Raw genomic sequence first — 21702 nt, 5'->3', positions numbered from 1 at the left:
GTCAAAGCTGTTGCGCCGTTCACGAGGGAGTTGACGTTTTATAAACAAAAGTAACGGCCGATTGATCATTTGATAATTTTAATATTACTTTTGAATTTTTTGTTAAAACAAAAATGCAACCAGTATTTACGGTTTTGGTGTTGTCAGACTGCACTAAAATCTCTTCACCGAGGAGCGCTGCAGCTGAGTCGATTTAGATTCAGTGAGGCTCGGACCCTAATTCCCAACCGCGCTCACCCACTGACAACGTGAGGTGAGCACCTCGGATACGTCCCCCGTGCTTGGCTTGTACGCGTCAGTGGCCCTGAACCTTTTGGAGCCTGACCATGAACGCTGTTCTCAAACCCACCCAAGCCACCGACTTCGTCGTGGCCGATATGTCCCTGGCCGCCTGGGGCCGCAAAGAAATCAAGATTGCCGAAACCGAAATGCCCGGTTTGATGGCCATTCGTCAAGAGTTCGCCAAAGCGCAACCGCTCAAGGGCGCGCGCATCACGGGCAGCTTGCACATGACCATTCAAACGGCCGTGTTGGTGGAAACCTTGCAAGCCTTGGGTGCCCAAGTGCGCTGGGCTTCGTGCAATATTTTTTCGACCCAAGACCATGCGGCTGCCGCTTTGGTGGCCGAAGGCACCCCTGTGTTTGCCACCAAGGGCGAGACATTGACCGAGTACTGGGACTACACCCACCGTATCTTTGACTTTGGCGCCGCCAACACGGCTGGCGAAGGCCCCAACATGATCTTGGACGACGGTGGCGATGCCACCTTGCTCATGCACCTGGGCAAGCGCGCTGAACGTGACGCCTCGTTGTTGAACAACCCCGGTAGCGAGGAAGAAACCTGTTTGTTTGCCGCGATCAAGGCTAAGTTGGCCCAAGACCCCACTTGGTACAGCCGCAAGAGCGCCGAGATTCTGGGTGTGACGGAAGAGACCACCACAGGCGTGCACCGTCTGAAAGAAATGTCGGCCAAGGGCACGCTGATGTTCCGCGCCATCAACGTCAACGACTCGGTGACCAAGAGCAAGTTCGACAACCTCTATGGCTGCCGCGAATCCTTGGTGGACTCCATCAAGCGCGCAACCGATGTGATGATTGCGGGCAAAGTGGCCGTGGTCGCTGGTTATGGCGACGTTGGCAAGGGCAGTGCTCAGGCTTTGCGTGCTTTGAGCGCCCAAGTGTGGGTGACAGAGATTGACCCGATCAACGCATTGCAAGCCGCGATGGAAGGCTACAAAGTGGTCACCATGGAATACGCGGCAGACAAGGCCGACATTTTTGTGTCGGCCACCGGCAATAAAAACGTGATCCGTTACGAGCACATGGCCGCCATGAAAGACGAAGCCATCGTCTGCAACATCGGTCACTTTGACAACGAGATCGATGTGGCGTCTCTGGAGAAGTTGACCTGGGACGAGATCAAGCCCCAAGTCGATCACGTGGTGTTCCCCGACGGCAAAAAGATCATCTTGCTGGCCAAAGGCCGCTTGGTGAACCTGGGTTGTGCCACCGGCCACCCCAGCTTTGTGATGAGCAGCTCGTTTGCCAACCAAACCATTGCGCAGATTGAGCTGTTCTGCCATCCCGAAGGTTACGACGTGGGCAAGGTCTATGTGTTGCCCAAGCACTTGGACGAGAAGGTCGCTCGCTTGCACCTGAAGAAAGTCGGCGCCATGCTGACCGAACTCAGCGATGAGCAGGCCGAATACATCGGCGTGCCCAAGCAAGGCCCTTACAAGCCTGACGCCTACCGCTATTGATCTGCGGTGCGCGCTGACCAGTTATTGGTAGACCGGGGCTTGGCCGCGTCGCGCTCTCAGGCGCAGCGGTTGATTACCTCGGGCGTTCAATGGCGCGTGGGCGCGACAGCCTGGCAACGCGTGGCCAAAAATGGCGATGTGTTGCCGCCAGGGTGCGAGGTGCAGTTGCTGGATAACGCGGAGTCGCGTTATGTCTCGCGCGGTGGCTTGAAGCTCGAAGGCGCTTTGCGTGACAGCGGCTTGTCTGTCAGCGGCATGCGTTGCCTGGATGTGGGACAAAGCACCGGAGGTTTCACGGATTGCTTGCTGCAACATGAAGCGGCGCAAGTTGTCGGGCTAGACGTTGGTCACGGCCAATTGCACCCGAGTTTGCGCAGCGACCCCCGTGTGGTGTGTGTTGAGCGCATCAATGCGCGCGAGTTAGCGTTTCCTGACGAGCGAATCCCCGAGGCAGTGCAAGGCTTTGATCTGATTGTGGGCGACTTGTCGTTCATCTCGCTGACCTTGGTGCTGCCAGCCCTGTTGCCTATGCTCCAGCCTGCGGGGTATGTGCTGATGTTGGTCAAGCCGCAGTTTGAATTGCAGCCTGGTGATATCGGCAAAGGCGGTTTGGTCAAAGACCCTGCCAGTTACCCCAAGGTGGAAGCGCGCTTGCGCAAGGCGTGCGCAGACCTTGGATTGAACGTGTTGGGCTACTGGCCCAGCGCCATTGCCGGAGGCGATGGCAACAAAGAATTTTGGATAGGAGCGCGTCGTGACGAACAACAGTCTGAGCATTGAGTTTTTTCCACCCAAGACGGCTGAGGGTGCCGAGAAGTTGCGTGCTGTGCGCCAAGCCTTGTATGTCTTGAAGCCCCAGTTTTGCTCGGTCACCTATGGCGCCGGTGGTTCGACCCAGGCGGGTACGTTGTCGACCTTGAATGAAATCTTGGCTGAGGGCGTGCCTGCTGCGTCGCACTTTTCATGCATCGGCGCCACGCGTGACAGCGTGCGTCAACAACTGGCCGATTTCAAGGCCATGGGCATTCGCCGCTTGGTGGCCTTGCGTGGTGATTTACCCAGTGGCTATGGCGGCAGCGGCGAGTTTCAGTACGCCAGCGATTTGGTGGCATTCATTCGTGCGGAAACCGGGCAGGACTTTGCCATTGAAGTGGCGGCGTACCCTGAGATTCACCCGCAAGCTAAGTCGGCTGAGGCCGACTTGCAAGCTTTTGCCACCAAGGTCAAAGCAGGCGCGGACTCGGCCATCACCCAATATTTTTACAACAGTGATGCGTATTTCCGTTTTGTCGAAGACGTGCAAAAACTCGGCGTGGATGTGCCCATCGTGCCCGGCATCATGCCCATCACCAGTTCTTCGCAATTGCTGCGTTTCTCGGATGCCTGTGGGGCCGAAATTCCGCGCTGGATTCGTTTGCGCTTGCAGGGCTTTGGGGATGATTTGGCCTCGATCAAGGCATTTGGCTTGGATGTTGTGACTGATTTGTGCGATCAATTACGCAGCGCGGGGGCGCCTGGACTGCACTTTTACAGCATGAACCAGAGCGCTGCGACCTTGGCCATTTGTCGCAATTTAGGTCTGGTAGTTTGAGCGCATATCCGATGTTCATAAGACGCCATTAATCAACAAATAATGATAAAAATACAACTAAAGAAATATTAATATAGAATTTAACAATTCTTTCAATTAATATAACTGGAGTTATATGCTTAAAGTTTTTGTTGCTTTAGTGATCTTTTCGGCATCTTTTGTTACCGCTTGGGCCCAAAACAGCCCTTGGGTGCTGCGTGTGCGCGCAGTGCAACCTAAGTTGAGCTATGTGCCCAATGACATCCAAATGTCGGTGGATCAAAAAGCTATGCCTGAGGTGGATGTCAGCTATTTCTTTACGCCGCGCGTGGCGCTGGAGGTTGGCTACACGGCGCTGAAAAATCAGTCGGTGTATGCGAATGGGACATCTGTTGGAACCTTTCAAAAGTTACCTCCGACATTGATGCTCCAGTACCACGCTGACAGTTGGTCGATTTTCAAGCCCTATGTCGGCGCAGGGATCACCTACACCAAGAGCTCCACCTTGACGTTCACGGCACCGGGCTATCAAGATATTTTGATGAACAACCACACTTGGGGACCTGCTGTGCAAGTTGGGTTGGATGTGCCGCTCGATGACCGCTTTTCTTTGAACTTGGATGTGAAGCGTTCCAACTTTCGGTCCGATATTTCTGCGTTTGGGCAAACGGTGGACACCAAAATCAATTCACGTGTTGTGAGTCTGGGTTTGGGCTATCGCTTCTGACGCGCTTGAGCGATTTCCGTGTGGGCTTGCAGTACGTCCCGCTTTGATTCGCAAAACTTGTTTTCTTGATCTAAGTCATCTTTTCGCCGCGTCGGGTTTGATGCGCATCAAGTTGCGCACACAACCATTGCGGTGCAATAGACACCACGGGAATAGCCCCGAGTAGAGCTCAAGGAAACATCATGAAAAAAATTCTCATCGCAGCAGCAGTTGGTATGTTGGTTGTCGGTCATGTGGCCGCGCAAGAAAGCCCTTGGTTGGTTCGTGCCCGTGCGGTCAATCTTCAGATGGCCAATGACAATTCCGCAAGTCTGACCAATGCTGGTTTCGGTTTGGCTGTTGACAACAAAACAATTCCAGAAGTGGACATTTCTTATTTCTTCAACAAGAACGTTGCTGCTGAATTGATTTTGACTGTTCCCCAGTCACAGACCGTCACAAACAATGGCGCTTATTTGGGGACGTTTAAGCATCTACCCCCCACATTGACACTGCAATACCACTTCACTGATTTGGGCGGATACAAGCCTTATATCGGTGCCGGTATCAACTACACCAAAATTTCAAGCGTTAGCTTGCAGGGTTATCAACTGGACAACCACAGCTTCGGCACTGCTTTTCAGGTGGGTGTGGATGTGCCACTCGACAAAAAATGGTCTGTGAACTTGGATGTCAAGAAGGTGAACTTAAAGACGGATGTTTACAGTTCTGCCGGTGCAAACGCAGGCACTTTGAAGCTTGATCCTTTATTGGTTGGCGTTGGCGTCGGCTACCGCTTCTGATCGCCTCGTGCACCATGAAAAAGCCGCGCCAAGTGCGCGGCTTTTTTGTATTTGACTCGGTGAGTTTTAACGCTCGTCAAAACTCACCACCAACGTGTCACTGGTCGGGCAGGCCTGGCAACTGAGGACAAAGCCTTGTTGCATTTCCCACGGTTCCAGGGTGAAGTTTTTGCTCATGGCCACACTGCCTTCCATCACTTTGGCGCGGCAGGTGCAGCACACGCCACCTTTGCAGGAGTAGGGCAGGTCGAGCCCCGCATTCAAGGCCACATCCAGCACATGCTCATGAGGCTGCATGGCCAGGTCGTGGGTTTTGCCGTCGAGCACGATACGCAGTTCAATGGCGTGCTTGGGTGTGGCGTCGGTTGGTGTGGTGCTGGCACGCGGGGCTGCGGGTGTGCTGGATGTGAATCGTTCGGTGTGCACGTGTTTGGCGGGTACGCCCGCTTGTAGTAACGCAGCTTCGGTGGCGTCAATCATGGCCTCGGGGCCGCACACAAACACCTCGTCCATGCTTTTGACGGGCAAGAAGGCTTGGATGATGGCATGCACTTTGTCACCATCGATACGACCTTCTAGCAGCGGTACTTCTTGCGCCTGACGTGACAGGATGTGGATCAAGGTCAGTCGGCTAGGGTAGCGGTCTTTGAGGTCTTGCAGCGCTTCGTTGAACATGACACTGTCCATGCGTCGGTTACCGTAGACCAAGGTGAACTTGGTTTCGGGCTGGGCTTGCATGCTGCTGGCCATGATCGACAAAATGGGTGTGATGCCAGAGCCCGCTGCAAAGCCCACGCGGTGCAAGGCCCGTGGACGGTGAATGGTGAAGCGTCCTTCGGGCGGCATGACGCTCAGGGTTGTACCCACACCGAGTTGTGTGGTGGCCCACGTGGAGAACACGCCGCCATCCACAGCGCGAATACCCACCTGCAATTGCCCGTGTTGTGCCAACACGCTCGGCGTGGAGCAAATGGAGTAGCTGCGCCGTACATCTGTGCCGTTGATCGTGGCACGCAAGGTCAGGAACTGACCGGGTTGGAAGGCAAAGCGCTCGCGCAATGCCGGGGGGACGTCGAGCGTGATGGCCACCGCTCGGGCTGCTTCGGGGTCGATGCGTGACACCGTGAGTTCATGAAAGCGAGAGGTTGCCGACATGGTGTGTTGCCTGTGAATCAATAGGGTTTGAAATAGTCAAACGGTTCCATGCAGTGCAGGCATTTGTAGAGTGCTTTGCAGGCGGTGGAGCCAAAGTGTGAGGTTTCGGTGGTGTCGTGCGAACCGCAACGTGGGCAGGGCACCACATCAGGTGGAGCGCGATGGCTGGCGAACTGAATCACTTGCGTGGTGCCCCCACAGGCGGCCGGTGGTGCGATGCCGTAGTCGTGCAGTTTTTGACGCGCCACGTCGCTCATCCAATCGGTGGTCCATGCAGGGGCCAGTTGTGTGATGACGCGTGCTGGAATACCCAGTGCCGTGACGCTGGCGCGCACATCATCTTCAATTTGTTCCATCGCCGGGCAGCCGCTGTAGGTGGGGGTGATCACCACCTCTACCGTGTGTCCATCTGCCGCGTGGCGCACGTCCCGCAAGATGCCCATCTCGCGCAAGGTCACCACTGGAATTTCCGGGTCGGTGAGGGCGTCAAGTGCCGCCCACACCTGGTCCAGCGTGGGGGCTGTCGTCGCTGTGTTCACCAGACGCCCTGTGGGTGCGCGCGTGCCAAGCTTTGCATCTCGGCCAGCAAGAAGCTCAGATGTTCAGAGTGCACGCCTTGTTTCCCGGTGGTCACAAAGCCTGCGTCACTGGGTAGATCGAGGCAGGCCTCTGTGGTGGCCTCTTGAAGCAAGGTCATCCAGTTTTGTTGCAGGGCTGTCATGTCGACGCCGCAGCTGTTTTGGACGGCTTGTGTTTCAAAGTCAGAGGCCCGCCAAAACTCCTGGGTGTAAGGCATCAAGTGGTCTAGGGCGTCTTGAGCTTTGTGGTGTGACACCTCTGTGCCGTCGCCCATGCGGATCAGCCAATCGCGCGAATGCCTCAGGTGGTAGCGCACTTCTTTGAGTGACTTGCTGGCAATAGCCGCCAATTGCGTATCGTGGGCGTGTTGCAACTGCTCCCACACCAAAGCCATCAAGGCGCTGTACAAAAAGTTACGCACGATGGTGGTGGCGTAGTCTCGGTTGTCTACCGCGTAGCCCACCAATGGGCCATGGTGCGGTAACTCCAGCAGGGTGTAGTTGCGAAATTCAGCCGCATCGCGGAAGTAAGCCAAACGGTCTTCGGTGCTGCCATCGTTTTTGAGCGTCGCCACGTGCTGGTAAAGCAGTCGCGCCTGACCAATCAGGTCCAGGCTGATGTTGGACATGGCAATGTCTTCTTCAAGGATGGGGCCATGCCCACACCATTCGGCATTGCGCTGGCCCAGCACCAAGGCGTTGTCTGCCAAATGCAAGAGGTAGTCGGTGGGGGCCGTAACCTGCATCACATGTGCCCCACTTCGTCTGGAATTTCATAGAAGGTGGGATGACGGTAAATCTTGTCACCGGCGGGGTCGAACAGTTCTGCCTTGTCGTCAGGCGCGCTGGCGGTGATGGTGTTGGAGGGCACCACCCAAATGCTCACCCCTTCTTGACGGCGGGTGTACACGTCGCGTGCCATTTGCAGGGCGTGCTCTGCATCACTGGCATGCAGGCTGCCGCAGTGTTTGTGCTCCAGGCCTTGTTTGCTGCGAATGAAAACTTCCCACAGCGGCCACTCGCTCAGGGCCTTGGTGTTTGGGGTGGTGGTCATGCCGCCTCCTTCATCTGTTTGGCTTGTTGTTTGCGTGCGTGAGCCAGGGCTGTATCGCGTACCCATTGGCCTTCGTGCCATGCTTTCACGCGGGTGCCCAAGCGTTCTTTGTTGCAAGGACCGTCGCCGTTGACGGTGGCCCAAAACTCGTCCCAATCGATGGCACCGTAGTCGTGGTGCTGGCGTTCTTCGTTCCACTTCAAATCAGGGTCAGGCAATGTGACGCCCAAGACCTTGGCCTGGGGCACGGTGGCGTCGACGAACTTTTGACGCAAGTCGTCGTTGCTGATGCGCTTGATGCCCCAGCGCATGCCTTGTGCGCTGTTGGGGCTGTCGGCATCGGGCGGGCCAAACATGGCCAAGCATTTCCACCACCAGCGGTTCACCGCGTCTTGCACCATGGCCTTTTGTTCGGGTGTGCCCGTCATCATCACCAGCAAAGCCTCGTAGCCTTGACGCTGGTGGAACGACTCCTCTTTGCACACGCGCACCATGGCACGGGCATAAGGCCCGTAGGAGCAACGGCAGAGTGGGATTTGGTTCATGATCGCCGCACCGTCAACCAGCCAACCGATCACGCCCACATCGGCCCAAGTGAGCGTGGGGTAGTTGAAGATGGAGCTGTACTTGGCGCGTCCACTGTGCAGGGCATCGAGCATTTGGTCGCGGCTGGTGCCCAAGGTTTCGGCTGCGCTGTAGAGATAGAGGCCATGTCCGCCCTCGTCTTGCACCTTGGCAATCAGAATTGCTTTGCGCTTCAAGCTGGGCGCGCGGCTGATCCAATTGCCCTCGGGCAGCATGCCCACAATTTCGCTGTGCGCGTGCTGGCTGATTTGCCGCACCAAGGTTTTGCGATAGGCCTCGGGCATCCAGTCTTGTGGCTCGATGCGACCATCAGCATCTATGCGTGCATCGAATGCCGCTTGCAATGCGGCGTCGTTGGTGTGCAAAGGTGTGGCCACCGCTTTGAGTGCGGCGCCAGGGGTTTCGTCCGTCTTGTCCGGAACGTTGAATGATTGGGTGTACATGAACCACTCCTGCGCCGGTCAAATGGGGCGCCGGAGGGCAGTATAAGAAATTAACCGACCGATTGGTCGGTTAATTGGGCGCAATGCCTAGTGGTTTTCCTGAGGGGGTTAACCGCCGGACTCCACGCTCCAGCCCTGTCCCGGGCCGCGACCTAGGGCTTTCTCCACAACGGGCAAGGCCTCGTTGAGCTGGGGTTTGAGGGTGTAGGGCGGGTTGATCAAAAACATACCGCTGGCGCTCAAGCCTGTGTCGTCTCCGCCGGTGGCGCGTCCAATGGCCAGGGTGGCATGCAGCCAGGGCTTTTTCAATTGGCTGCACATGGTTTTGAGTTTGCGCGGTAAATCGTGCGCTTCAGGGCGAGGAATGATGGGATACCACACCAAATACGTGCCGGTGGCAAAGCGCTTCAGGCAATCTTGGATGCATTCCAGCACGCGGTAGTAGTCGGTTTTGAGTTCGTAGCTGGGGTCGATCAGCACCATGGAGCGGCGTGAACCGCTGGATGACACTGGGGGTGGTAGCAAGGCTTTCAGGGCCTCAAACCCATCTTGTCGGGCCACGCTGATGGTGCGGCCAGCTTCAAGTTGCTGGATATTGCCCGTGAGCGATTTGTGGTCGGTGGGGTGGAGTTCAAACAGCTTGAGCCGATCGCGTGCTTCATGGCGCATCAAGCGCTGGATGATGAAGGGCGATCCAGGGTAGACCCGCGAGCTGCCCTTGTCGTTGAAACTGGCCACGATGCTGAGGTAGTCTTTCAAGGCCTCGACCTGTTCATCTGCGGGCAAGCCCTTGAGCTTGAGTACCCCATCGGCGGCCTCGCCACTTTTTTCCGCGTAGTCGCCATCCAGGCGATACAGACCTGCGCCCGCGTGGGTGTCGACCAATTGAATGCCTGCGTCCTTGTGCATCAAGTGGCGCAAGGTGGCAATCAGGGTCAGGTGTTTGAGAACGTCGGCGTGGTTTCCGGCGTGAAAAGCGTGGCGGTAACTGAACATAGGCAGGGATGGTAACCCGCCGTTTCTGCTCTTGGAGTGATTGACTTGCGCCAAGTCCTTGATTTTGCGTATAATTTCTGGCTCTGCAGCGAACGAGTGGTCCCGCGGCAGAGGCTTTGAAAAAAGCACATCCCACCTAAGAGGTTCTCATCAGAAGAACGCCGACCGTGGAAAAGGGCCCTGCAAACCAACTCTCCTTTTAGGATTTAACTATGTCTACATTCAGCGCAAAACCCGCTGACGTGGTGCATGAGTGGTTTGTGATTGACGCCACCGATAAGGTGCTCGGACGGGTAGCCAGCGAAGTTGCCCTCCGTTTGCGCGGCAAACACAAAGCCATTTATACGCCTCACGTCGATACCGGTGACTTCATCGTCATCATCAACGCATCCAAGATCAAGGTCACGGGCACCAAATCTTTGGACAAGGTGTACTACCGTCACTCCGGTTACCCCGGTGGTATCACAGCCACCAACTTCCGCGACATGCAAGCCAAGCACCCTGGCCGCGCCATCGAGAAGGCCGTCAAGGGCATGTTGCCTAAAGGCCCACTCGGTTACGCCATGATCAAAAAGCTCAAGGTGTACGGCGGTGCTGAGCATCCCCACACCGCGCAACAGCCTAAAGTGCTGGACATCTAAGGAGCTGACATGATTGGTGAATGGAACAACGGCACTGGCCGTCGCAAATCGAGCGTCGCTCGTGTGTTTCTGAAAAAAGGCTCTGGCAAGATCACGATCAATGGCAAAGACATCGCCGCATATTTCGGCCGTCAAACCTCGATCATGATTTCCAAGCAACCCCTGATGTTGACCAACAACGGCGAAGCATTTGACATTCAAGTCAACGTGCACGGCGGTGGTGAGTCGGGTCAAGCAGGTGCAGTGCGTCACGGTATCACCCGCGCCCTGATCGACTATGACGCAGCCTTGAAGCCTGTGTTGTCAGCCGCAGGCTATGTGACCCGCGATGCCCGCGAAGTGGAACGTAAAAAGGTCGGCTTGCACTCTGCTCGTCGTCGCAAGCAGTTCAGCAAGCGTTAATCCGCTTTCTGTTGTGCCCAAAAGCCGCACCGGTTCGCCGCTGCGGCTTTTTTGTTGGCAACGCATGACGCACCGAAAGCCCCCATCAAGTACCGAGTTACTTCAGAATGTGATCGGTATTCCCGACTAAAGCGCTATACTTTAAACCTTGAATTTGGAGAGTCCCCATGAGCGCAGTTGCTGAAAACATTCAAACCGAAATGCCCACACCCATCGTCTTCACGGACAGCGCTGCTGCCAAAGTGGCAGATTTGATTGCGGAAGAGGGCAATCCAGACCTGAAGCTGCGCGTATTTGTGCAGGGTGGTGGATGCTCAGGTTTTCAGTACGGTTTCACCTTCGATGAAGTGGTCAACGAAGACGACACCACCATGACCAAAAACAATGTGTCTTTGTTGATCGATGCCATGAGTTACCAGTACCTGTTGGGTGCTGAGATTGACTACAAAGAAGACTTGCAGGGCGCTCAGTTCGTCATCAAGAACCCCAACGCCACAACCACCTGTGGTTGCGGTTCTTCGTTCTCGGTTTAACACGCCGTCCCTCACGGACGAATCGTTTCCAGACCTCTAGGCCGGAAACACACCACCCAAGATACGGGCGCCTTGTGCGCCCGTTACTTTTGGGGAGTTGCCCGGCAGGCGCAACATGGTTTGGCGGGCGAGCCATGCAAAGGCCGTGGCTTCAACTTGCAAAGGCGGCAACCCGCGCTCAGCGGTGGACACGACTTTGAGTTGCGGCAACCCGCTTTGCAAACGTGTCATCAGCCAACCATTTAAAGCACCGCCACCGCACACCATCAACTCGGTGGCTTGGGGTGCATAACGCAGGACATCGTTCACACAGGCCCGTGCAGTGAATTCTGTCAGCGTGGCTTGCACATCGGCGGGCGTTGCCAACGCCAAGCCTTCAAGCTGTTGCGCTAGCCAGATTGGGTTGAACAAGTCACGGCCCGTGCTCTTGGGCGGTGCTTGATGCAAAAACGGTTCATTCAACAAAGCTTGCAACAAGGGCGCAATCACCTGACCTGTGCGCGCCCAAGCACCGTCGTCGTCAAAGGGCTGACCGGTGTGTTGTTGGCACCAATGATCGAGCAAGGCGTTGCCAGGGCCGCAATCAAAGCCTTGCACATCACCTGAGGGGGACAGCACGCTGAGGTTGGCAATCCCGCCTAAGTTGAGGACGCCCACGGTGTGCCTATCGTGCGCAAACATGTGGTGGTGAAACAGTGGCACCAAGGGGGCACCTTGCCCTCCCGCAGCAACATCCCGGCTGCGAAAGTCTGCCACGACATCTATCCCGGTGAGTTCTGCCAGCAGAGATGGGTTGTTGAGTTGCAGGGTGTAGCCCGTGCCATCAAATGCACCCGGCTGGTGGCGTACGGTTTGACCGTGGGCGCCAATGGCTTGTATGTCATGGGCCGAGTGTCCGCTGGCTTGCAGCAAGGCGTGTACGGTTTGGGCATACACGCGTACCAACTGATTGGCGGCCAACGCCGCGTGGTGCAGTTCGTTGTCGGCGGGTGTGTTGAGGGCCAACAAGCTGTGTTTGAGCGACGCATCAAATGGCAGGGTTTGGTGACTCAGAACCTCGGGGCGCTGCGTCTCAAAGTTCACCAGAACGCCGTCGACGCCATCTAGCGAAGTGCCCGACATCAAGCCGATGTAGAGCGATGGCATTTATTCAGCGCGGCTTTGTTGCACGCTGGCGGCGGCGGTCAATTCGAGCTTGGCGTTGGTCACTTGGCGTTTGAAGGCGTCACGTGCAGCGGCAGAAATTTCTGTGGCCACACTTTGGCGTGCCATCGTGATGGGGTCTTGGTGCTGACCGTTGACGCGAAATTCAAAGTGCAAGTGAGGACCTGTGGCCCATCCGGTGGCACCCACTTCGCCCAGTGTTTGCCCTTGGGCGACGCTTTGGCCGCGTTTGACCATGATGCGGCTCAAGTGGGCATACACCGTGGTGTGGCCATTGGCATGTTTGACAAACACCACGTTACCAAAGCCGCCTTGTGTGCCTGCAAAGTCAACAATGCCCTGGCCGACGCTGTGTACGTCGGTTCCGGTGGCTGCTGCATAGTCCACGCCCAAATGGGCGCGCCAGGTTTGCAAGATGGGGTGAAAGCGCATCTTGAAGCCACTGGTCACGCGTGAAAACGTCAACGGCGAAGCCAAGTAGGCGCGGCGCAGGCTCACACCTTCGGGGGAGAAGTAGCCGCCCTCCGCAGTCTGGGGTTCTTTGAACCAAATGGCTTGGTGTGTTTTGCCATTGTTGACAAACTCGGCTGACAACACACGGCCTGCGCGCATGGTTTCACCATCGGCTTCGAGCGACTCATAGACGACCGAAAAGCGATCTCCTTTGCGCAGTGAGCGATGAAAGTCGATGTCACCCGAGAAAATATTGGCCAATTGGTTGGCCACGCTGTCGGGAATATTGGCGTCGTCGGTGGCGGCAAACAGCGAGCTTTGGATCACGCCACTGGCCATGCGCGTGCTCACGCTCAAGGGGGCATTTTCCAGCCGCTGCGTCAGGCCGTCGGCCTTGCGCTCCACCACCCAACGGGTGAATTGGTCTGATTTGTCCGTGCTCCAGCGCGCGGTCAAGCGTGTTAAGCGGCGTGCTTCATCGCCTTCGACACTGACCCAGCGCCCGGCACGTCCCAGCAGTTGCTGGCGCGCCAATGGGGCGTTGCGTAAAAAGCTGGCGGCTTCTTCGTCGCTCACACCCAAACGACTCAGCAGGCTGTCGGCGGTGTCGTTGGAGCGGGTGACATCGGAGCGAAACAACACCATGGGGGCGCTGTTGGTGCTGGAGATGGGAAGGGCTGCGCTCACGTTCTCCACCACTTCACGCAATGGCAATTGGCTGGCGTCTGGGCCCAAATTGGCCACGGCGAACGCGCCGCCACCCATCACCGACAAGCCCACGGCTACGCCAGCCATGATGCGGCGGGGGTGGGTGGTCCACAGGGTTTGTAGGCGCAAGGCCAACGCGTCGAGGTGTTGCTGCAAGGGGGCTCTCCGGCAGAAGGTGTGGGCAGGGCTTGGCTCCCTCACATCCCAGCGTGCTGGGGCCAACTAAAATTGGCCCATCACACAAAAGGTGGAGTATAGCCGAGCCACCGAAAAATCCTTATGAATCAAGCATCTTTACCTATTCACCCCATCACCGATCGCGTGCGCGAAGCGTTGGCTGTTTCTAAGCGCGGCTGCGAAGAGCTGATTCCAGAGGATGAGTGGGTCAAAAAACTGGCCCGATCTGAGGCGACGGGGCAACCTTTGCGCATCAAGCTGGGCCTGGATCCGACCGCACCAGACATCCACATTGGGCACACCGTGGTGCTCAACAAAATGCGTCAGTTGCAAAACCTGGGGCACCAAGTCATCTTTCTGATTGGTGACTTCACCAGCCTGATCGGTGACCCATCCGGGCGCAACAACACCCGCCCCCCTTTGACGCCAGAACAAATCAAGTCCAACGCCGAGACCTATTACAAGCAAGCTTCCTTGGTGCTCGATCCCGAAAAAACCGAGATCCGCTACAACAGCGAGTGGTGTCTGCCGCTGGGCTCGATGGGCATGATTCAACTGGCCGCCAAGTACACCGTGGCGCGCATGATGGAGCGTAACGATTTTCACGACCGGTTCAAGGCCGGCACGCCCATCAGCGTGCACGAGTTCTTGTACCCACTCATGCAGGGCTACGACTCGGTGGCCTTGAAGTCGGACTTGGAGTTGGGGGGTACCGACCAAAAATTCAACTTGCTCATGGGGCGTCATCTCCAAGTCGAATACGGTCAAGAAGCGCAGTGCATCTTGACCATGCCATTGCTCGAAGGTTTGGACGGTGTGGAAAAGATGTCCAAGTCCAAGAACAACTACATCGGCATCAGTGAAGAACCCAACACCATGTTTGCCAAGGTACTGTCGATCTCAGACACCTTGATGTGGCGTTGGTACACCTTGCTGTCTTTCCAGTCAGAAGCTCAGATTGAGTTGCTCAAGCAAGAAGTTGCCAACGGTCGTAACCCGAAAGACGCCAAAGTCGCCTTGGCCAAAGAAATCACGGCTCGTTTTCACGGTGCGCCGGCTGCAGATGCTGCTGAGCAAGACTTCATCAACCGCAGCAAAGGTGGCGTGCCGGATGACATTCCGGATGTTGCGCTGCTCGGTGCGCCTATGGGCATCGGGGCGTTGCTCAAATCGGCGGGCTTGGCACCCTCCTCCAGTGAGGCCAACCGTTTGATTGATGGTGGTGGCGTGCGCGTGGATTCGGTGGTAATTAGTGACAAAGGCCTCAAGCTGGATGCTGGCAGCTACGTGGTGCAAGTGGGCAAGCGCAAGTTCGCGCGCGTCACCTTGGCTTGATGTTGAAAGAAACGACGTCGCGCATGAACAAAGCCACCGTGGCCAAATGGCTCTCTCCCCAAGGCTTGCTGTTGACTTCTGTGGCCGTGGCCGTGGTCACCATCGCCTTGAAAACCCTCGCTTGGTGGCTCACCGATTCGGTGGGCTTGCTGTCTGACGCCATGGAGTCGCTGGTCAACTTGGCCAGCGCCATCTTCGGGCTCATGATGGTCACCATCGCTGCTCGCCCGGCTGATGAAGACCATCCGTATGGTCACCACAAGGCCGAGTATTTCTCAAGCGGCTTCGAGGGCATCTTGATCGTGGTGGCGGCTTTGGGCATTGTGTGGGCGGCCAGCCATCGCATTTTCGATCCGCAACCGATTGAGCAAGTTGGCATTGGCCTGGCTTTGTCCGTGGTCAGTTCTGCACTCAATGGCTTGTTGGCCTGGGTGATGTTTCGTGCCGCCAAAACACACCGATCCATTGCCCTGGAGGCCGATGCCCGTCACTTGGTGACCGATGTCTGGACGTCGGTGGGCGTGGTCTTTGGCATTGGCTTGGTCGGTGTCACAGGCTGGTTGTGGCTGGATGCTGTGGTGGCGATTGGCGTGGCCCTGAACATTTTGAAAGAAGGCTTTCATTTGGTGTGGCGCGCTTCGCAAGGCTTGATGGACGAAGCCGTCGAGCCCGAGGTGATGGCCCAAATTCAAGCCACCCTGGCAGGTTTCGAGCATCAACGTGGCGAGCACCACATCATTCGGTTTGACCATGTCACCAGCCGCAAGGCGGGTCAGCGGCGCTTTGTCGATTTGCACATGCACATGCCGGCTGAATGGTCGCTCGGGCGTGCAGCAGCCCTGCGTACCACGGTGGAGCAAGCCCTGATGAGTGATGTGCCCGGCTTGCGCGCCACCATCCAACTCCTGCCCAGCGATGTGGAAGCGCACATCGACGACGGTCGAGACATCTTGTGAAAGCCGTTTTGCAGCGGGTCAGTGAAGCCCGTGTGATGGTCGACGGTGAGACCGTGGGTGAAATTGCCCAAGGCTTGTTGGTGCTCTTGTGCGCCGAGCGTGGCGACACCGAGGCCGTGGGGCAAAAAATGCTCGACAAAATTTTGAAGCTGCGCGTGTTCTACGACGAAGTCGGCAAGATGAACCACAGCGTGCAAGACGTGGCGGGTGGGCTGTTGGTGGTGAGCCAATTCACACTGGCAGCGGATACCCGCAGTGGCACCCGACCCAGCTTTACCAGCGCGGCCCCTGCCGATGAAGGGCGCCGCTTGTACGAGCACTTTGTGGTGCAAGCACGCGAGCGCCATGCGCTGGTGCAAACGGGTGTGTTTGGTGCGGACATGAAAGTTCATTTGGTCAACGACGGCCCCGTCACCATCCCGCTCACGATAATCGGTGCATGACTGCACCTACCTCCACTTTTGACACCCTGCCTTTGTCGGCAGCCACGCTGAGCAACTTGACCCAGTTGGGTTACACGGCCATGACGCCGATTCAGGCGGCCAGCCTGCCGCTCACCCTGGCGGGACGCGACCTGCTGGCGCAGGCCAGCACGGGCAGCGGCAAGACCGCAGCCTTTGGCCTGCCCTTGGTGGAGAAACTCGATCCCGCGCAATTCGACGCCCAAGCCTTGGTGCTGTGCCCTACGCGTGAATTGGCTGACCAAGTGACGCAAGAAATTCGTCGCCTCGCGCGTGCGGTGGGCAACATCAAAGTCGTCACCCTGTGCGGTGGCGTGGCGCTGCGTGGTCAGACGGTGAGCCTGGAGCATGGCGCCCACGTGGTGGTCGGAACCCCCGGCCGCATCTTGGATCATCTGGAGCGTGGTTCCTTGCGTTTGCAAGGCGTGCGCATGCTGGTGTTGGACGAAGCCGACCGCATGCTCGACATGGGCTTTTTTGATGACATTGCCAAGGTGGCGCGTCAGTGCCCGGCGCAGCGCCAAACCCTGCTGTTCTCGGCCACCTATCCCGAGGGCATCGACAAACTGGCCGCTCAGTTCATGCGCGAGCCGCAAAGCGTCAAAGTGCAAGCCCAGCATGACGCGCAAAAAATCAAGCAAATTTGCTACGAAGTGAATGATCATGAGCGCTTGCACGCCGTGTCTTTGCTGCTCAACCACTTCCGCCCCGAGTCCAGCTTGGCGTTTTGCAACACCAAGCAGCAATGCCGCGACTTGGTAGCCGTTTTACAGGCTCAGGGGTTCAGTGCACTGGCGCTGTATGGCGAGCTGGAACAACGCGAGCGTGACCAAGTGCTGGTGCAGTTTGCCAACCGCAGCTGCTCGGTGTTGGTGGCCACCGATGTGGCGGCACGTGGTTTGGATGTGGCCCAGTTGGAAGCCGTCATCAATGTGGATGTCACGCCTGACCCGGAAGTGCACATCCACCGCATTGGACGCACGGGGCGAGGCGATGCCGAAGGCCTGGCCCTCACTTTGGCGAGCATGGACGAGATGGGTTCTGTGGGCAAGATCGAACAACTGCAAGGCCGTGAATCGGTGTGGCAGCCCTTGAGCAGCTTGACCCCCGCCGCAGGCGGCCTATTGCAACCCCCCATGGCCACCTTGCAAATTGTGGGCGGGCGCAAAGAAAAAATCCGCGCTGGTGACGTGTTGGGCGCGCTCACCGGTGACGCAGGTTTCACCAAAGAGCAGGTGGGCAAGATCAACGTCAACGAGTTCTCCACCTATGTGGCGGTCTCACGTGACATCGCGCGTGAGGCGGTCCAACGCTTGAGCGCAGGGCGCGTCAAAGGCAAAACCGTGAAAGTGCGTTTGCTCGAAGACACCGCAGGTCGTTGATGGGCTGCACCTGCCAGGCCCGGCAGGTGAGTGGTTTTCAGTAAGGGTTGGGCAGTCCCAGCTCCGCCAAGATGTCGATCTCGTAGGCCTCCATCTCTTGGGCATCTTGGGTGCTGGTTTCATGGTCCCAGCCTTGGGCATGCAAGGTGCCATGTACCAGCAAGTGGGCATAGTGCGCTTGCAAAGTTTTGCCTTGTTCTTTGGCTTCACGTGCCACCACCGGCGCGCACAGCACCAAGTCGGCCACCACCACGGGCTCTTGTGTGTACTCAAAGGTCAGCACGTTGGTGGCGTAGTCTTTTTTGCGGTAGCTCAGGTTGAGCGCGCGTCCTTCGTCTTCACCCACGATGCGCACGGTGATTTCGGCATCCAGTGCCAGCGCATGGCGAATCCAGCGGGCCACTTTGTGGCGCGGCAGCGCAGCGCGGTGACGCGCGGCGTGCGGCACGTCACCAAATTGCAAAGAGAGTTGGAGCTTTTGAAGGGGCATGGCGTGACAGGGTTCGGTTTACGTGCGTTTGCGTGACACGGCCGGTGTGTCGCTGCTGCGCTTGGCGTCGTACGCATCCACGATGCGCGCCACCAAGGGATGGCGCACCACATCGGCGCTGGTGAAATGGCAAATCGCAATCCCCTTGACACGGCGCAGTACACGTTCGGCATCGATCAAGCCGCTCAACTGGCCTTTGGGCAAATCGATTTGGCTCACGTCGCCTGTGACCACCGCTTTGGCGCCAAAGCCAATGCGGGTCAAAAACATTTTCATTTGCTCGGGCGTGGTGTTTTGTGCTTCATCCAAGATGACGAAGGCGTTGTTCAAGGTACGCCCGCGCATGAACGCCAGTGGTGCAATTTCAATCGCATTGCGCTCAAACGCTTTTTGCACCCGGTCAAAGCCCATCAGGTCATACAGCGCGTCGTACAGCGGGCGCAAATACGGGTCGACCTTTTGGCCCAAATCGCCGGGCAAGAAGCCTAGTTTTTCGCCCGCTTTTACTGCTGGGCGGGTCAACACAATGCGTTGTACCGCGCTGCGCTCGAGCGCGTCCACGGCACAGGCCACGGCCAAATAGGTTTTGCCCGTGCCTGCTGGGCCAATGCCAAACGTGATGTCGTGGTTGGCAATGTTCTCTAGGTACACACTTTGGTTGGGCGTGCGCGCGCGCAGGTCGGTGCGGCGCGTGTGCAAGCTCATGCTGCCGTCTTCGGCTTCGCTCACGCCTGTATCGCCGGCCAACATCAGTTGCACCTGTTCGGCAGGAATCGTGCGTGCGGCGCGTTCGTACAGCGCTTGCAGAACCTCCAGTGCACGCGTGGCTTTGGCTTTGTGGCCGTCGACCTTGAACTGTTCATGGCGGTGCGCGATCTTGACGTTCAGCGCCATCTCAATGGTGCGCAAATGCTCGTCGAGTGGCCCACACAGATGTGACAGGCGCGTGTTGTTCAGTGGGGAGAAGGTGTGTCGCAGAATCAAGTCGATAATCTCGCAAAAGGTTACCCAATGATAGGCAAGATGTGATTGGCAGATTAAGCGGCATCCTCAGCGAGAAAAATCCTCCCCAAGTGTTGGTGGACTGCAATGGCGTGGGCTATGAAGTGGACGTGCCCATGAGCACCTTCTACAACCTGCCCGCCACGGGTGAGCGCGTGACCTTGCTGACACATTTTGTAGTGCGTGAAGACGCACAAATCTTGTATGGCTTTGGTACCGCCAGCGAGCGCGCCACCTTTCGCTTGCTGATCAAAATTTCTGGCGTGGGCCCGCGCACCGCACTGGGCGTGCTCAGTGGCATGAGTGCTGATGAATTGGCCCGTGCCGTGGCTGAGCAAGAAGCGGGTCGTCTGACCAAGGTGCCTGGCATTGGCAAGAAAACCGCAGAACGTTTGTTGCTTGAACTCAAAGGCAAACTCGGCGCCGATCTCGGCCCCAGCACTGCCGGTCACGCCGACCACCACAGCGACATCTTGCAGGCCTTGCTGGCCCTGGGGTACAGCGACAAAGAAGCAGCCCTGTCACTCAAGGCCCTGCCTGCGGATGTGGGTGTGAGCGAGGGCATCAAGCTGGCCTTGAAGGCTTTGGCCAAGTAAGGCAGCGCATCCATGAGCATTCAAACGGACAGTTTTGGCGAGGGCTTTGTGCCCACCCCACGCGTGGTGTCTGCTGCCCCCGTGTCGCCTCACGAAGAAGCCATTGAACGTGCGTTGCGCCCCAAGCTCTTGCAAGAGTACGTGGGCCAGGTCAAGGTACGTGAGCAACTTGAAATCTTCATCGGTGCGGCCAAAAAGCGCGGCGAGGCACTTGACCACGTGCTGCTGTTTGGGCCGCCGGGCCTGGGCAAAACCACCCTGAGCCACATCATTGCCCAAGAGCTGGGCGTGAACCTGCGTCAAACCAGTGGCCCGGTGCTGGAAAAGCCCAAAGACCTGGCCGCATTGCTGACGGGTTTGGAAAAAAACGATGTGCTCTTCATCGACGAAATCCATCGCCTCTCGCCGGTGGTTGAAGAAATTTTGTACCCCGCGCTGGAGGACTACCAAATCGACATCATGATTGGCGAAGGCCCTGCTGCGCGCAGCATCAAGCTCGACTTGCAGCCTTTCACCCTGGTGGGCGCCACCACCCGCGCGGGCATGTTGACCAACCCGCTGCGCGATCGCTTTGGCATTGTGTCGCGCCTAGAGTTCTACACCGCCGATGAGTTGCAACGCATCGTCATGCGCAGTGCCGGCTTGCTCAACACGCCCACCGATGTGGAAGGTGGCTTTGAAATTGCGCGTCGTTCACGCGGCACACCACGCATTGCCAACCGCTTGTTACGCCGGGTGCGTGACTACGCTGAAGTCAAAGGCTCGGGGCGCATCACACAAGAGATGGCGCACAAGGCCTTGGCCATGCTGGACGTGGACCCGCAAGGCTTTGACTTGATGGACCGCAAACTGCTAGAGGCGGTGATCCACCGCTTTGATGGCGGCCCTGTGGGCTTGGACAACATCGCCGCCAGCATTGGCGAAGAGCGCGACACCATCGAAGACGTGATCGAGCCCTATCTGATCCAGCAAGGCTATTTGCAGCGCACGCCCCGTGGGCGCATTGCCACCTTGGCGGCCTACCGCCACTTGGGGGTGACGCCACCCAGCGCCAACGGCGACTTGTTGTCAGACGCTTGATTCGTCGCGTGATGTGCGCTCGAAGTGCGACACATCACCCCAGCCCACCAAACTCAAGCCTTGAGGCGTCCACAACAAGCGGTTGATGGCGGCGTTGCCCAGATGCCAAGTGCGCGGGGCCTGGATGTCTTGCTGCGTGGCTAGGCGATACAGCACATCCATCACCCCCCCGTGGGCCACCAACACAATGTGTTCGCCCAGGTGTTGGCTGGCCAACGCGTCCACGCAGCGTGCAATGCGTTCGCGCAACACCAGCAACGACTCACCCCCCAGCGGGGACCAATGTGGGTCGCGTGTGCGCCACAGTTTGGCGTCGGCAGGCCAGTCGGCTTCAATCGCGGCCCAGGTCTGGCCTTGCAAATGGCCAAAGTGGCGTTCGCGTAACGCAGGGGTCGGTATCAGGGGCACAGGCTGCGTGCGTGTGGCGGCTTGCGCAATGGCATGCGCGGTTTGAAAGGCACGCCCCAAGTCGCTGCTGTAAATGGCGTGAATGTCTTCGTCACGTAAGGCCTGACCTAGGCGTTGAGCTTGCCACAAGCCCGTGTCATTGAGCCCGATGTCGAGTTGTCCTTGGATGCGGGTGTCCACATTCCATGCGGTTTCGCCATGACGGATGGCCAAAATTCGTGTTGCTTGCATGGGGACTGAGTTTAGAAGTGGAATGCGCCCACA

General features: G+C 57.5%; 25 protein-coding genes and 1 riboswitch. Of the genes, 14 read left to right on the top strand and 11 right to left on the bottom strand.

Annotated features, from left to right (window positions below; genetic code table 11):
* Positions 1–165: 165 nt before the first annotated feature.
* Positions 166–242, top strand: a riboswitch (S-adenosyl-L-homocysteine riboswitch).
* A gap of 84 nt (positions 243–326) precedes the next feature.
* From ahcY to B9Z41_RS11240, 5 genes are all read left to right on the top strand, one after another.
* Positions 327–1760, top strand: a complete 1434-nt coding sequence (gene ahcY, locus B9Z41_RS11260) for an adenosylhomocysteinase (RefSeq protein WP_100147173.1) — start codon at positions 327–329, stop codon at positions 1758–1760.
* Between the two features lie 6 nt (positions 1761–1766).
* Positions 1767–2540 (top strand): TlyA family RNA methyltransferase, encoded by a 774-nt coding sequence (locus B9Z41_RS11255; RefSeq protein WP_100147172.1) that lies wholly within the window; start codon positions 1767–1769, stop codon positions 2538–2540.
* On the top strand, positions 2515–3351 hold the full coding sequence (metF, locus tag B9Z41_RS11250) for a methylenetetrahydrofolate reductase [NAD(P)H] (RefSeq protein ID WP_100147171.1): 837 nt from the start codon (positions 2515–2517) through the stop codon (positions 3349–3351). The genes B9Z41_RS11255 and metF overlap by 26 nt, the downstream gene beginning before the upstream one ends.
* Before the next feature lie 115 nt (positions 3352–3466).
* Positions 3467–4057, top strand: a complete 591-nt coding sequence (locus B9Z41_RS11245; protein WP_100147170.1) for an OmpW family protein — start codon at positions 3467–3469, stop codon at positions 4055–4057.
* 182 nt (positions 4058–4239) lie between these two features.
* Positions 4240–4839, top strand: a complete 600-nt coding sequence (locus B9Z41_RS11240; RefSeq protein WP_100147169.1) for an OmpW family protein — start codon at positions 4240–4242, stop codon at positions 4837–4839.
* A gap of 66 nt (positions 4840–4905) precedes the next feature.
* Here the strand turns inward: B9Z41_RS11240 and paaE are convergent, their stop codons facing one another.
* From paaE to B9Z41_RS11210, 6 genes are all read right to left on the bottom strand, one after another.
* Complete coding sequence (gene paaE, locus B9Z41_RS11235; RefSeq protein WP_100147168.1) at positions 4906–5994, bottom strand: 1,2-phenylacetyl-CoA epoxidase subunit PaaE; 1089 nt, start codon at positions 5992–5994, stop codon at positions 4906–4908.
* Positions 5995–6011: 17 nt separating this feature from the next.
* A complete protein-coding gene (paaD, locus tag B9Z41_RS11230) occupies positions 6012–6533 on the bottom strand; it encodes a 1,2-phenylacetyl-CoA epoxidase subunit PaaD (RefSeq protein ID WP_100147167.1) in 522 nt (173 codons plus the stop codon).
* Positions 6530–7318, bottom strand: a complete 789-nt coding sequence (gene paaC, locus B9Z41_RS11225) for a 1,2-phenylacetyl-CoA epoxidase subunit PaaC (RefSeq protein WP_100147166.1) — start codon at positions 7316–7318, stop codon at positions 6530–6532. Before paaC ends, paaD begins: the two co-directional genes overlap by 4 nt.
* Positions 7318–7626 (bottom strand): 1,2-phenylacetyl-CoA epoxidase subunit PaaB, encoded by a 309-nt coding sequence (gene paaB, locus B9Z41_RS11220; protein ID WP_100147165.1) that lies wholly within the window; start codon positions 7624–7626, stop codon positions 7318–7320. The genes paaC and paaB overlap by 1 nt, the downstream gene beginning before the upstream one ends.
* Positions 7623–8654 carry a 1,2-phenylacetyl-CoA epoxidase subunit PaaA gene (paaA, locus tag B9Z41_RS11215; protein ID WP_100147164.1) on the bottom strand — a complete coding sequence of 344 codons (1032 nt, stop codon included), beginning with the start codon at positions 8652–8654 and terminating at the stop codon, positions 7623–7625. Before paaA ends, paaB begins: the two co-directional genes overlap by 4 nt.
* 108 nt (positions 8655–8762) lie before the next feature.
* On the bottom strand, positions 8763–9650 hold the full coding sequence (locus B9Z41_RS11210; RefSeq protein ID WP_100147163.1) for a 23S rRNA (adenine(2030)-N(6))-methyltransferase RlmJ: 888 nt from the start codon (positions 9648–9650) through the stop codon (positions 8763–8765).
* A gap of 212 nt (positions 9651–9862) precedes the next feature.
* Here B9Z41_RS11210 and rplM point away from each other — a divergent pair, with 212 nt between their 5' ends.
* The 3 genes from rplM to erpA all read left to right on the top strand — a co-directional run bounded on the left by rplM (position 9863) and on the right by erpA (position 11226).
* Entirely contained in the window at positions 9863–10291 is a 429-nt protein-coding gene (rplM, locus tag B9Z41_RS11205; protein WP_100147162.1) for a 50S ribosomal protein L13, read from the top strand.
* 9 nt (positions 10292–10300) lie between these two features.
* Positions 10301–10693: a 30S ribosomal protein S9 gene (gene rpsI, locus B9Z41_RS11200; RefSeq protein WP_100147161.1), complete on the top strand. Its 393-nt coding sequence runs from the start codon at positions 10301–10303 to the stop codon at positions 10691–10693.
* Between the two features lie 167 nt (positions 10694–10860).
* Positions 10861–11226 (top strand): iron-sulfur cluster insertion protein ErpA, encoded by a 366-nt coding sequence (gene erpA / locus B9Z41_RS11195; protein ID WP_100147160.1) that lies wholly within the window; start codon positions 10861–10863, stop codon positions 11224–11226.
* Between the two features lie 36 nt (positions 11227–11262).
* Here the strand turns inward: erpA and B9Z41_RS11190 are convergent, their stop codons facing one another.
* Positions 11263–12372: an anhydro-N-acetylmuramic acid kinase gene (locus tag B9Z41_RS11190; protein WP_100147159.1), complete on the bottom strand. Its 1110-nt coding sequence runs from the start codon at positions 12370–12372 to the stop codon at positions 11263–11265.
* Positions 12373–13707 (bottom strand): M23 family metallopeptidase, encoded by a 1335-nt coding sequence (locus B9Z41_RS11185; protein WP_233202645.1) that lies wholly within the window; start codon positions 13705–13707, stop codon positions 12373–12375.
* 123 nt (positions 13708–13830) lie between these two features.
* Between B9Z41_RS11185 and tyrS the strand changes: the two genes are divergently transcribed.
* From tyrS to dbpA, 4 genes are read left to right on the top strand one after another with little or no spacing between them, the layout of a single operon-like run.
* Entirely contained in the window at positions 13831–15063 is a 1233-nt protein-coding gene (gene tyrS, locus B9Z41_RS11180) for a tyrosine--tRNA ligase (protein WP_100147158.1), read from the top strand.
* Positions 15064–15086: 23 nt separating this feature from the next.
* On the top strand, positions 15087–16019 hold the full coding sequence (locus B9Z41_RS11175) for a cation diffusion facilitator family transporter (RefSeq protein WP_100147249.1): 933 nt from the start codon (positions 15087–15089) through the stop codon (positions 16017–16019).
* Entirely contained in the window at positions 16016–16462 is a 447-nt protein-coding gene (gene dtd / locus B9Z41_RS11170; protein WP_100147157.1) for a D-aminoacyl-tRNA deacylase, read from the top strand. The genes B9Z41_RS11175 and dtd overlap by 4 nt, the downstream gene beginning before the upstream one ends.
* Entirely contained in the window at positions 16459–17862 is a 1404-nt protein-coding gene (gene dbpA, locus B9Z41_RS11165) for an ATP-dependent RNA helicase DbpA (RefSeq protein ID WP_100147156.1), read from the top strand. Before dtd ends, dbpA begins: the two co-directional genes overlap by 4 nt.
* Positions 17863–17899: 37 nt before the next feature.
* Here dbpA and ybeY read toward each other — a convergent pair whose 3' ends face one another.
* Positions 17900–18352: an rRNA maturation RNase YbeY gene (gene ybeY / locus B9Z41_RS11160; RefSeq protein WP_100147155.1), complete on the bottom strand. Its 453-nt coding sequence runs from the start codon at positions 18350–18352 to the stop codon at positions 17900–17902.
* 18 nt (positions 18353–18370) lie between these two features.
* Positions 18371–19336, bottom strand: a complete 966-nt coding sequence (locus B9Z41_RS11155) for a PhoH family protein (protein WP_100147154.1) — start codon at positions 19334–19336, stop codon at positions 18371–18373.
* A gap of 41 nt (positions 19337–19377) precedes the next feature.
* Here B9Z41_RS11155 and ruvA point away from each other — a divergent pair, with 41 nt between their 5' ends.
* Positions 19378–19950, top strand: a complete 573-nt coding sequence (ruvA, locus tag B9Z41_RS11150) for a Holliday junction branch migration protein RuvA (RefSeq protein ID WP_100147153.1) — start codon at positions 19378–19380, stop codon at positions 19948–19950.
* Between the two features lie 12 nt (positions 19951–19962).
* Entirely contained in the window at positions 19963–21030 is a 1068-nt protein-coding gene (gene ruvB, locus B9Z41_RS11145; RefSeq protein ID WP_100147152.1) for a Holliday junction branch migration DNA helicase RuvB, read from the top strand.
* Here ruvB and B9Z41_RS11140 read toward each other — a convergent pair.
* Positions 21019–21669 carry a histidine phosphatase family protein gene (locus B9Z41_RS11140; RefSeq protein ID WP_100147151.1) on the bottom strand — a complete coding sequence of 217 codons (651 nt, stop codon included), beginning with the start codon at positions 21667–21669 and terminating at the stop codon, positions 21019–21021. The genes ruvB and B9Z41_RS11140 overlap by 12 nt on opposite strands.
* Between the last annotated feature and the right edge of the window lie 33 nt (positions 21670–21702).

This window comes from Limnohabitans sp. JirII-31 (genome assembly GCF_002778315.1).
Classification (GTDB): Bacteria; Pseudomonadota; Gammaproteobacteria; order Burkholderiales; family Burkholderiaceae_C; genus Limnohabitans.
This window is presented reverse-complemented; position numbering and strand designations above follow the sequence as displayed.

Bases quoted from the DNA above. Each gene is read 5' to 3' on its own strand.
- paaB (WP_100147165.1), bottom strand. From the start codon at position 7,626: ATGACCACCACCCCAAACACCAAGGCCCTGAGCGAGTGGCCGCTGTGG.
- B9Z41_RS11175 (WP_100147249.1), top strand. From the start codon at position 15,087: ATGAACAAAGCCACCGTGGCCAAATGGCTCTCTCCCCAAGGCTTGCTG.
- erpA (WP_100147160.1), top strand. From the start codon at position 10,861: ATGAGCGCAGTTGCTGAAAACATTCAAACCGAAATGCCCACACCCATC.
- paaA (WP_100147164.1), bottom strand. From the start codon at position 8,654: ATGTACACCCAATCATTCAACGTTCCGGACAAGACGGACGAAACCCCT.
- dbpA (WP_100147156.1), top strand. From the start codon at position 16,459: ATGACTGCACCTACCTCCACTTTTGACACCCTGCCTTTGTCGGCAGCC.
- B9Z41_RS11210 (WP_100147163.1), bottom strand. From the start codon at position 9,650: ATGTTCAGTTACCGCCACGCTTTTCACGCCGGAAACCACGCCGACGTT.
- B9Z41_RS11245 (WP_100147170.1), top strand. From the start codon at position 3,467: ATGCTTAAAGTTTTTGTTGCTTTAGTGATCTTTTCGGCATCTTTTGTT.
- paaE (WP_100147168.1), bottom strand. From the start codon at position 5,994: ATGTCGGCAACCTCTCGCTTTCATGAACTCACGGTGTCACGCATCGAC.
- B9Z41_RS11240 (WP_100147169.1), top strand. From the start codon at position 4,240: ATGAAAAAAATTCTCATCGCAGCAGCAGTTGGTATGTTGGTTGTCGGT.
- B9Z41_RS11190 (WP_100147159.1), bottom strand. From the start codon at position 12,372: ATGCCATCGCTCTACATCGGCTTGATGTCGGGCACTTCGCTAGATGGC.
- rplM (WP_100147162.1), top strand. From the start codon at position 9,863: ATGTCTACATTCAGCGCAAAACCCGCTGACGTGGTGCATGAGTGGTTT.
- paaC (WP_100147166.1), bottom strand. From the start codon at position 7,318: ATGCAGGTTACGGCCCCCACCGACTACCTCTTGCATTTGGCAGACAAC.
- rpsI (WP_100147161.1), top strand. From the start codon at position 10,301: ATGATTGGTGAATGGAACAACGGCACTGGCCGTCGCAAATCGAGCGTC.
- ruvB (WP_100147152.1), top strand. From the start codon at position 19,963: ATGAGCATTCAAACGGACAGTTTTGGCGAGGGCTTTGTGCCCACCCCA.
- tyrS (WP_100147158.1), top strand. From the start codon at position 13,831: ATGAATCAAGCATCTTTACCTATTCACCCCATCACCGATCGCGTGCGC.
- B9Z41_RS11140 (WP_100147151.1), bottom strand. From the start codon at position 21,669: ATGCAAGCAACACGAATTTTGGCCATCCGTCATGGCGAAACCGCATGG.
- ybeY (WP_100147155.1), bottom strand. From the start codon at position 18,352: ATGCCCCTTCAAAAGCTCCAACTCTCTTTGCAATTTGGTGACGTGCCG.
- ahcY (WP_100147173.1), top strand. From the start codon at position 327: ATGAACGCTGTTCTCAAACCCACCCAAGCCACCGACTTCGTCGTGGCC.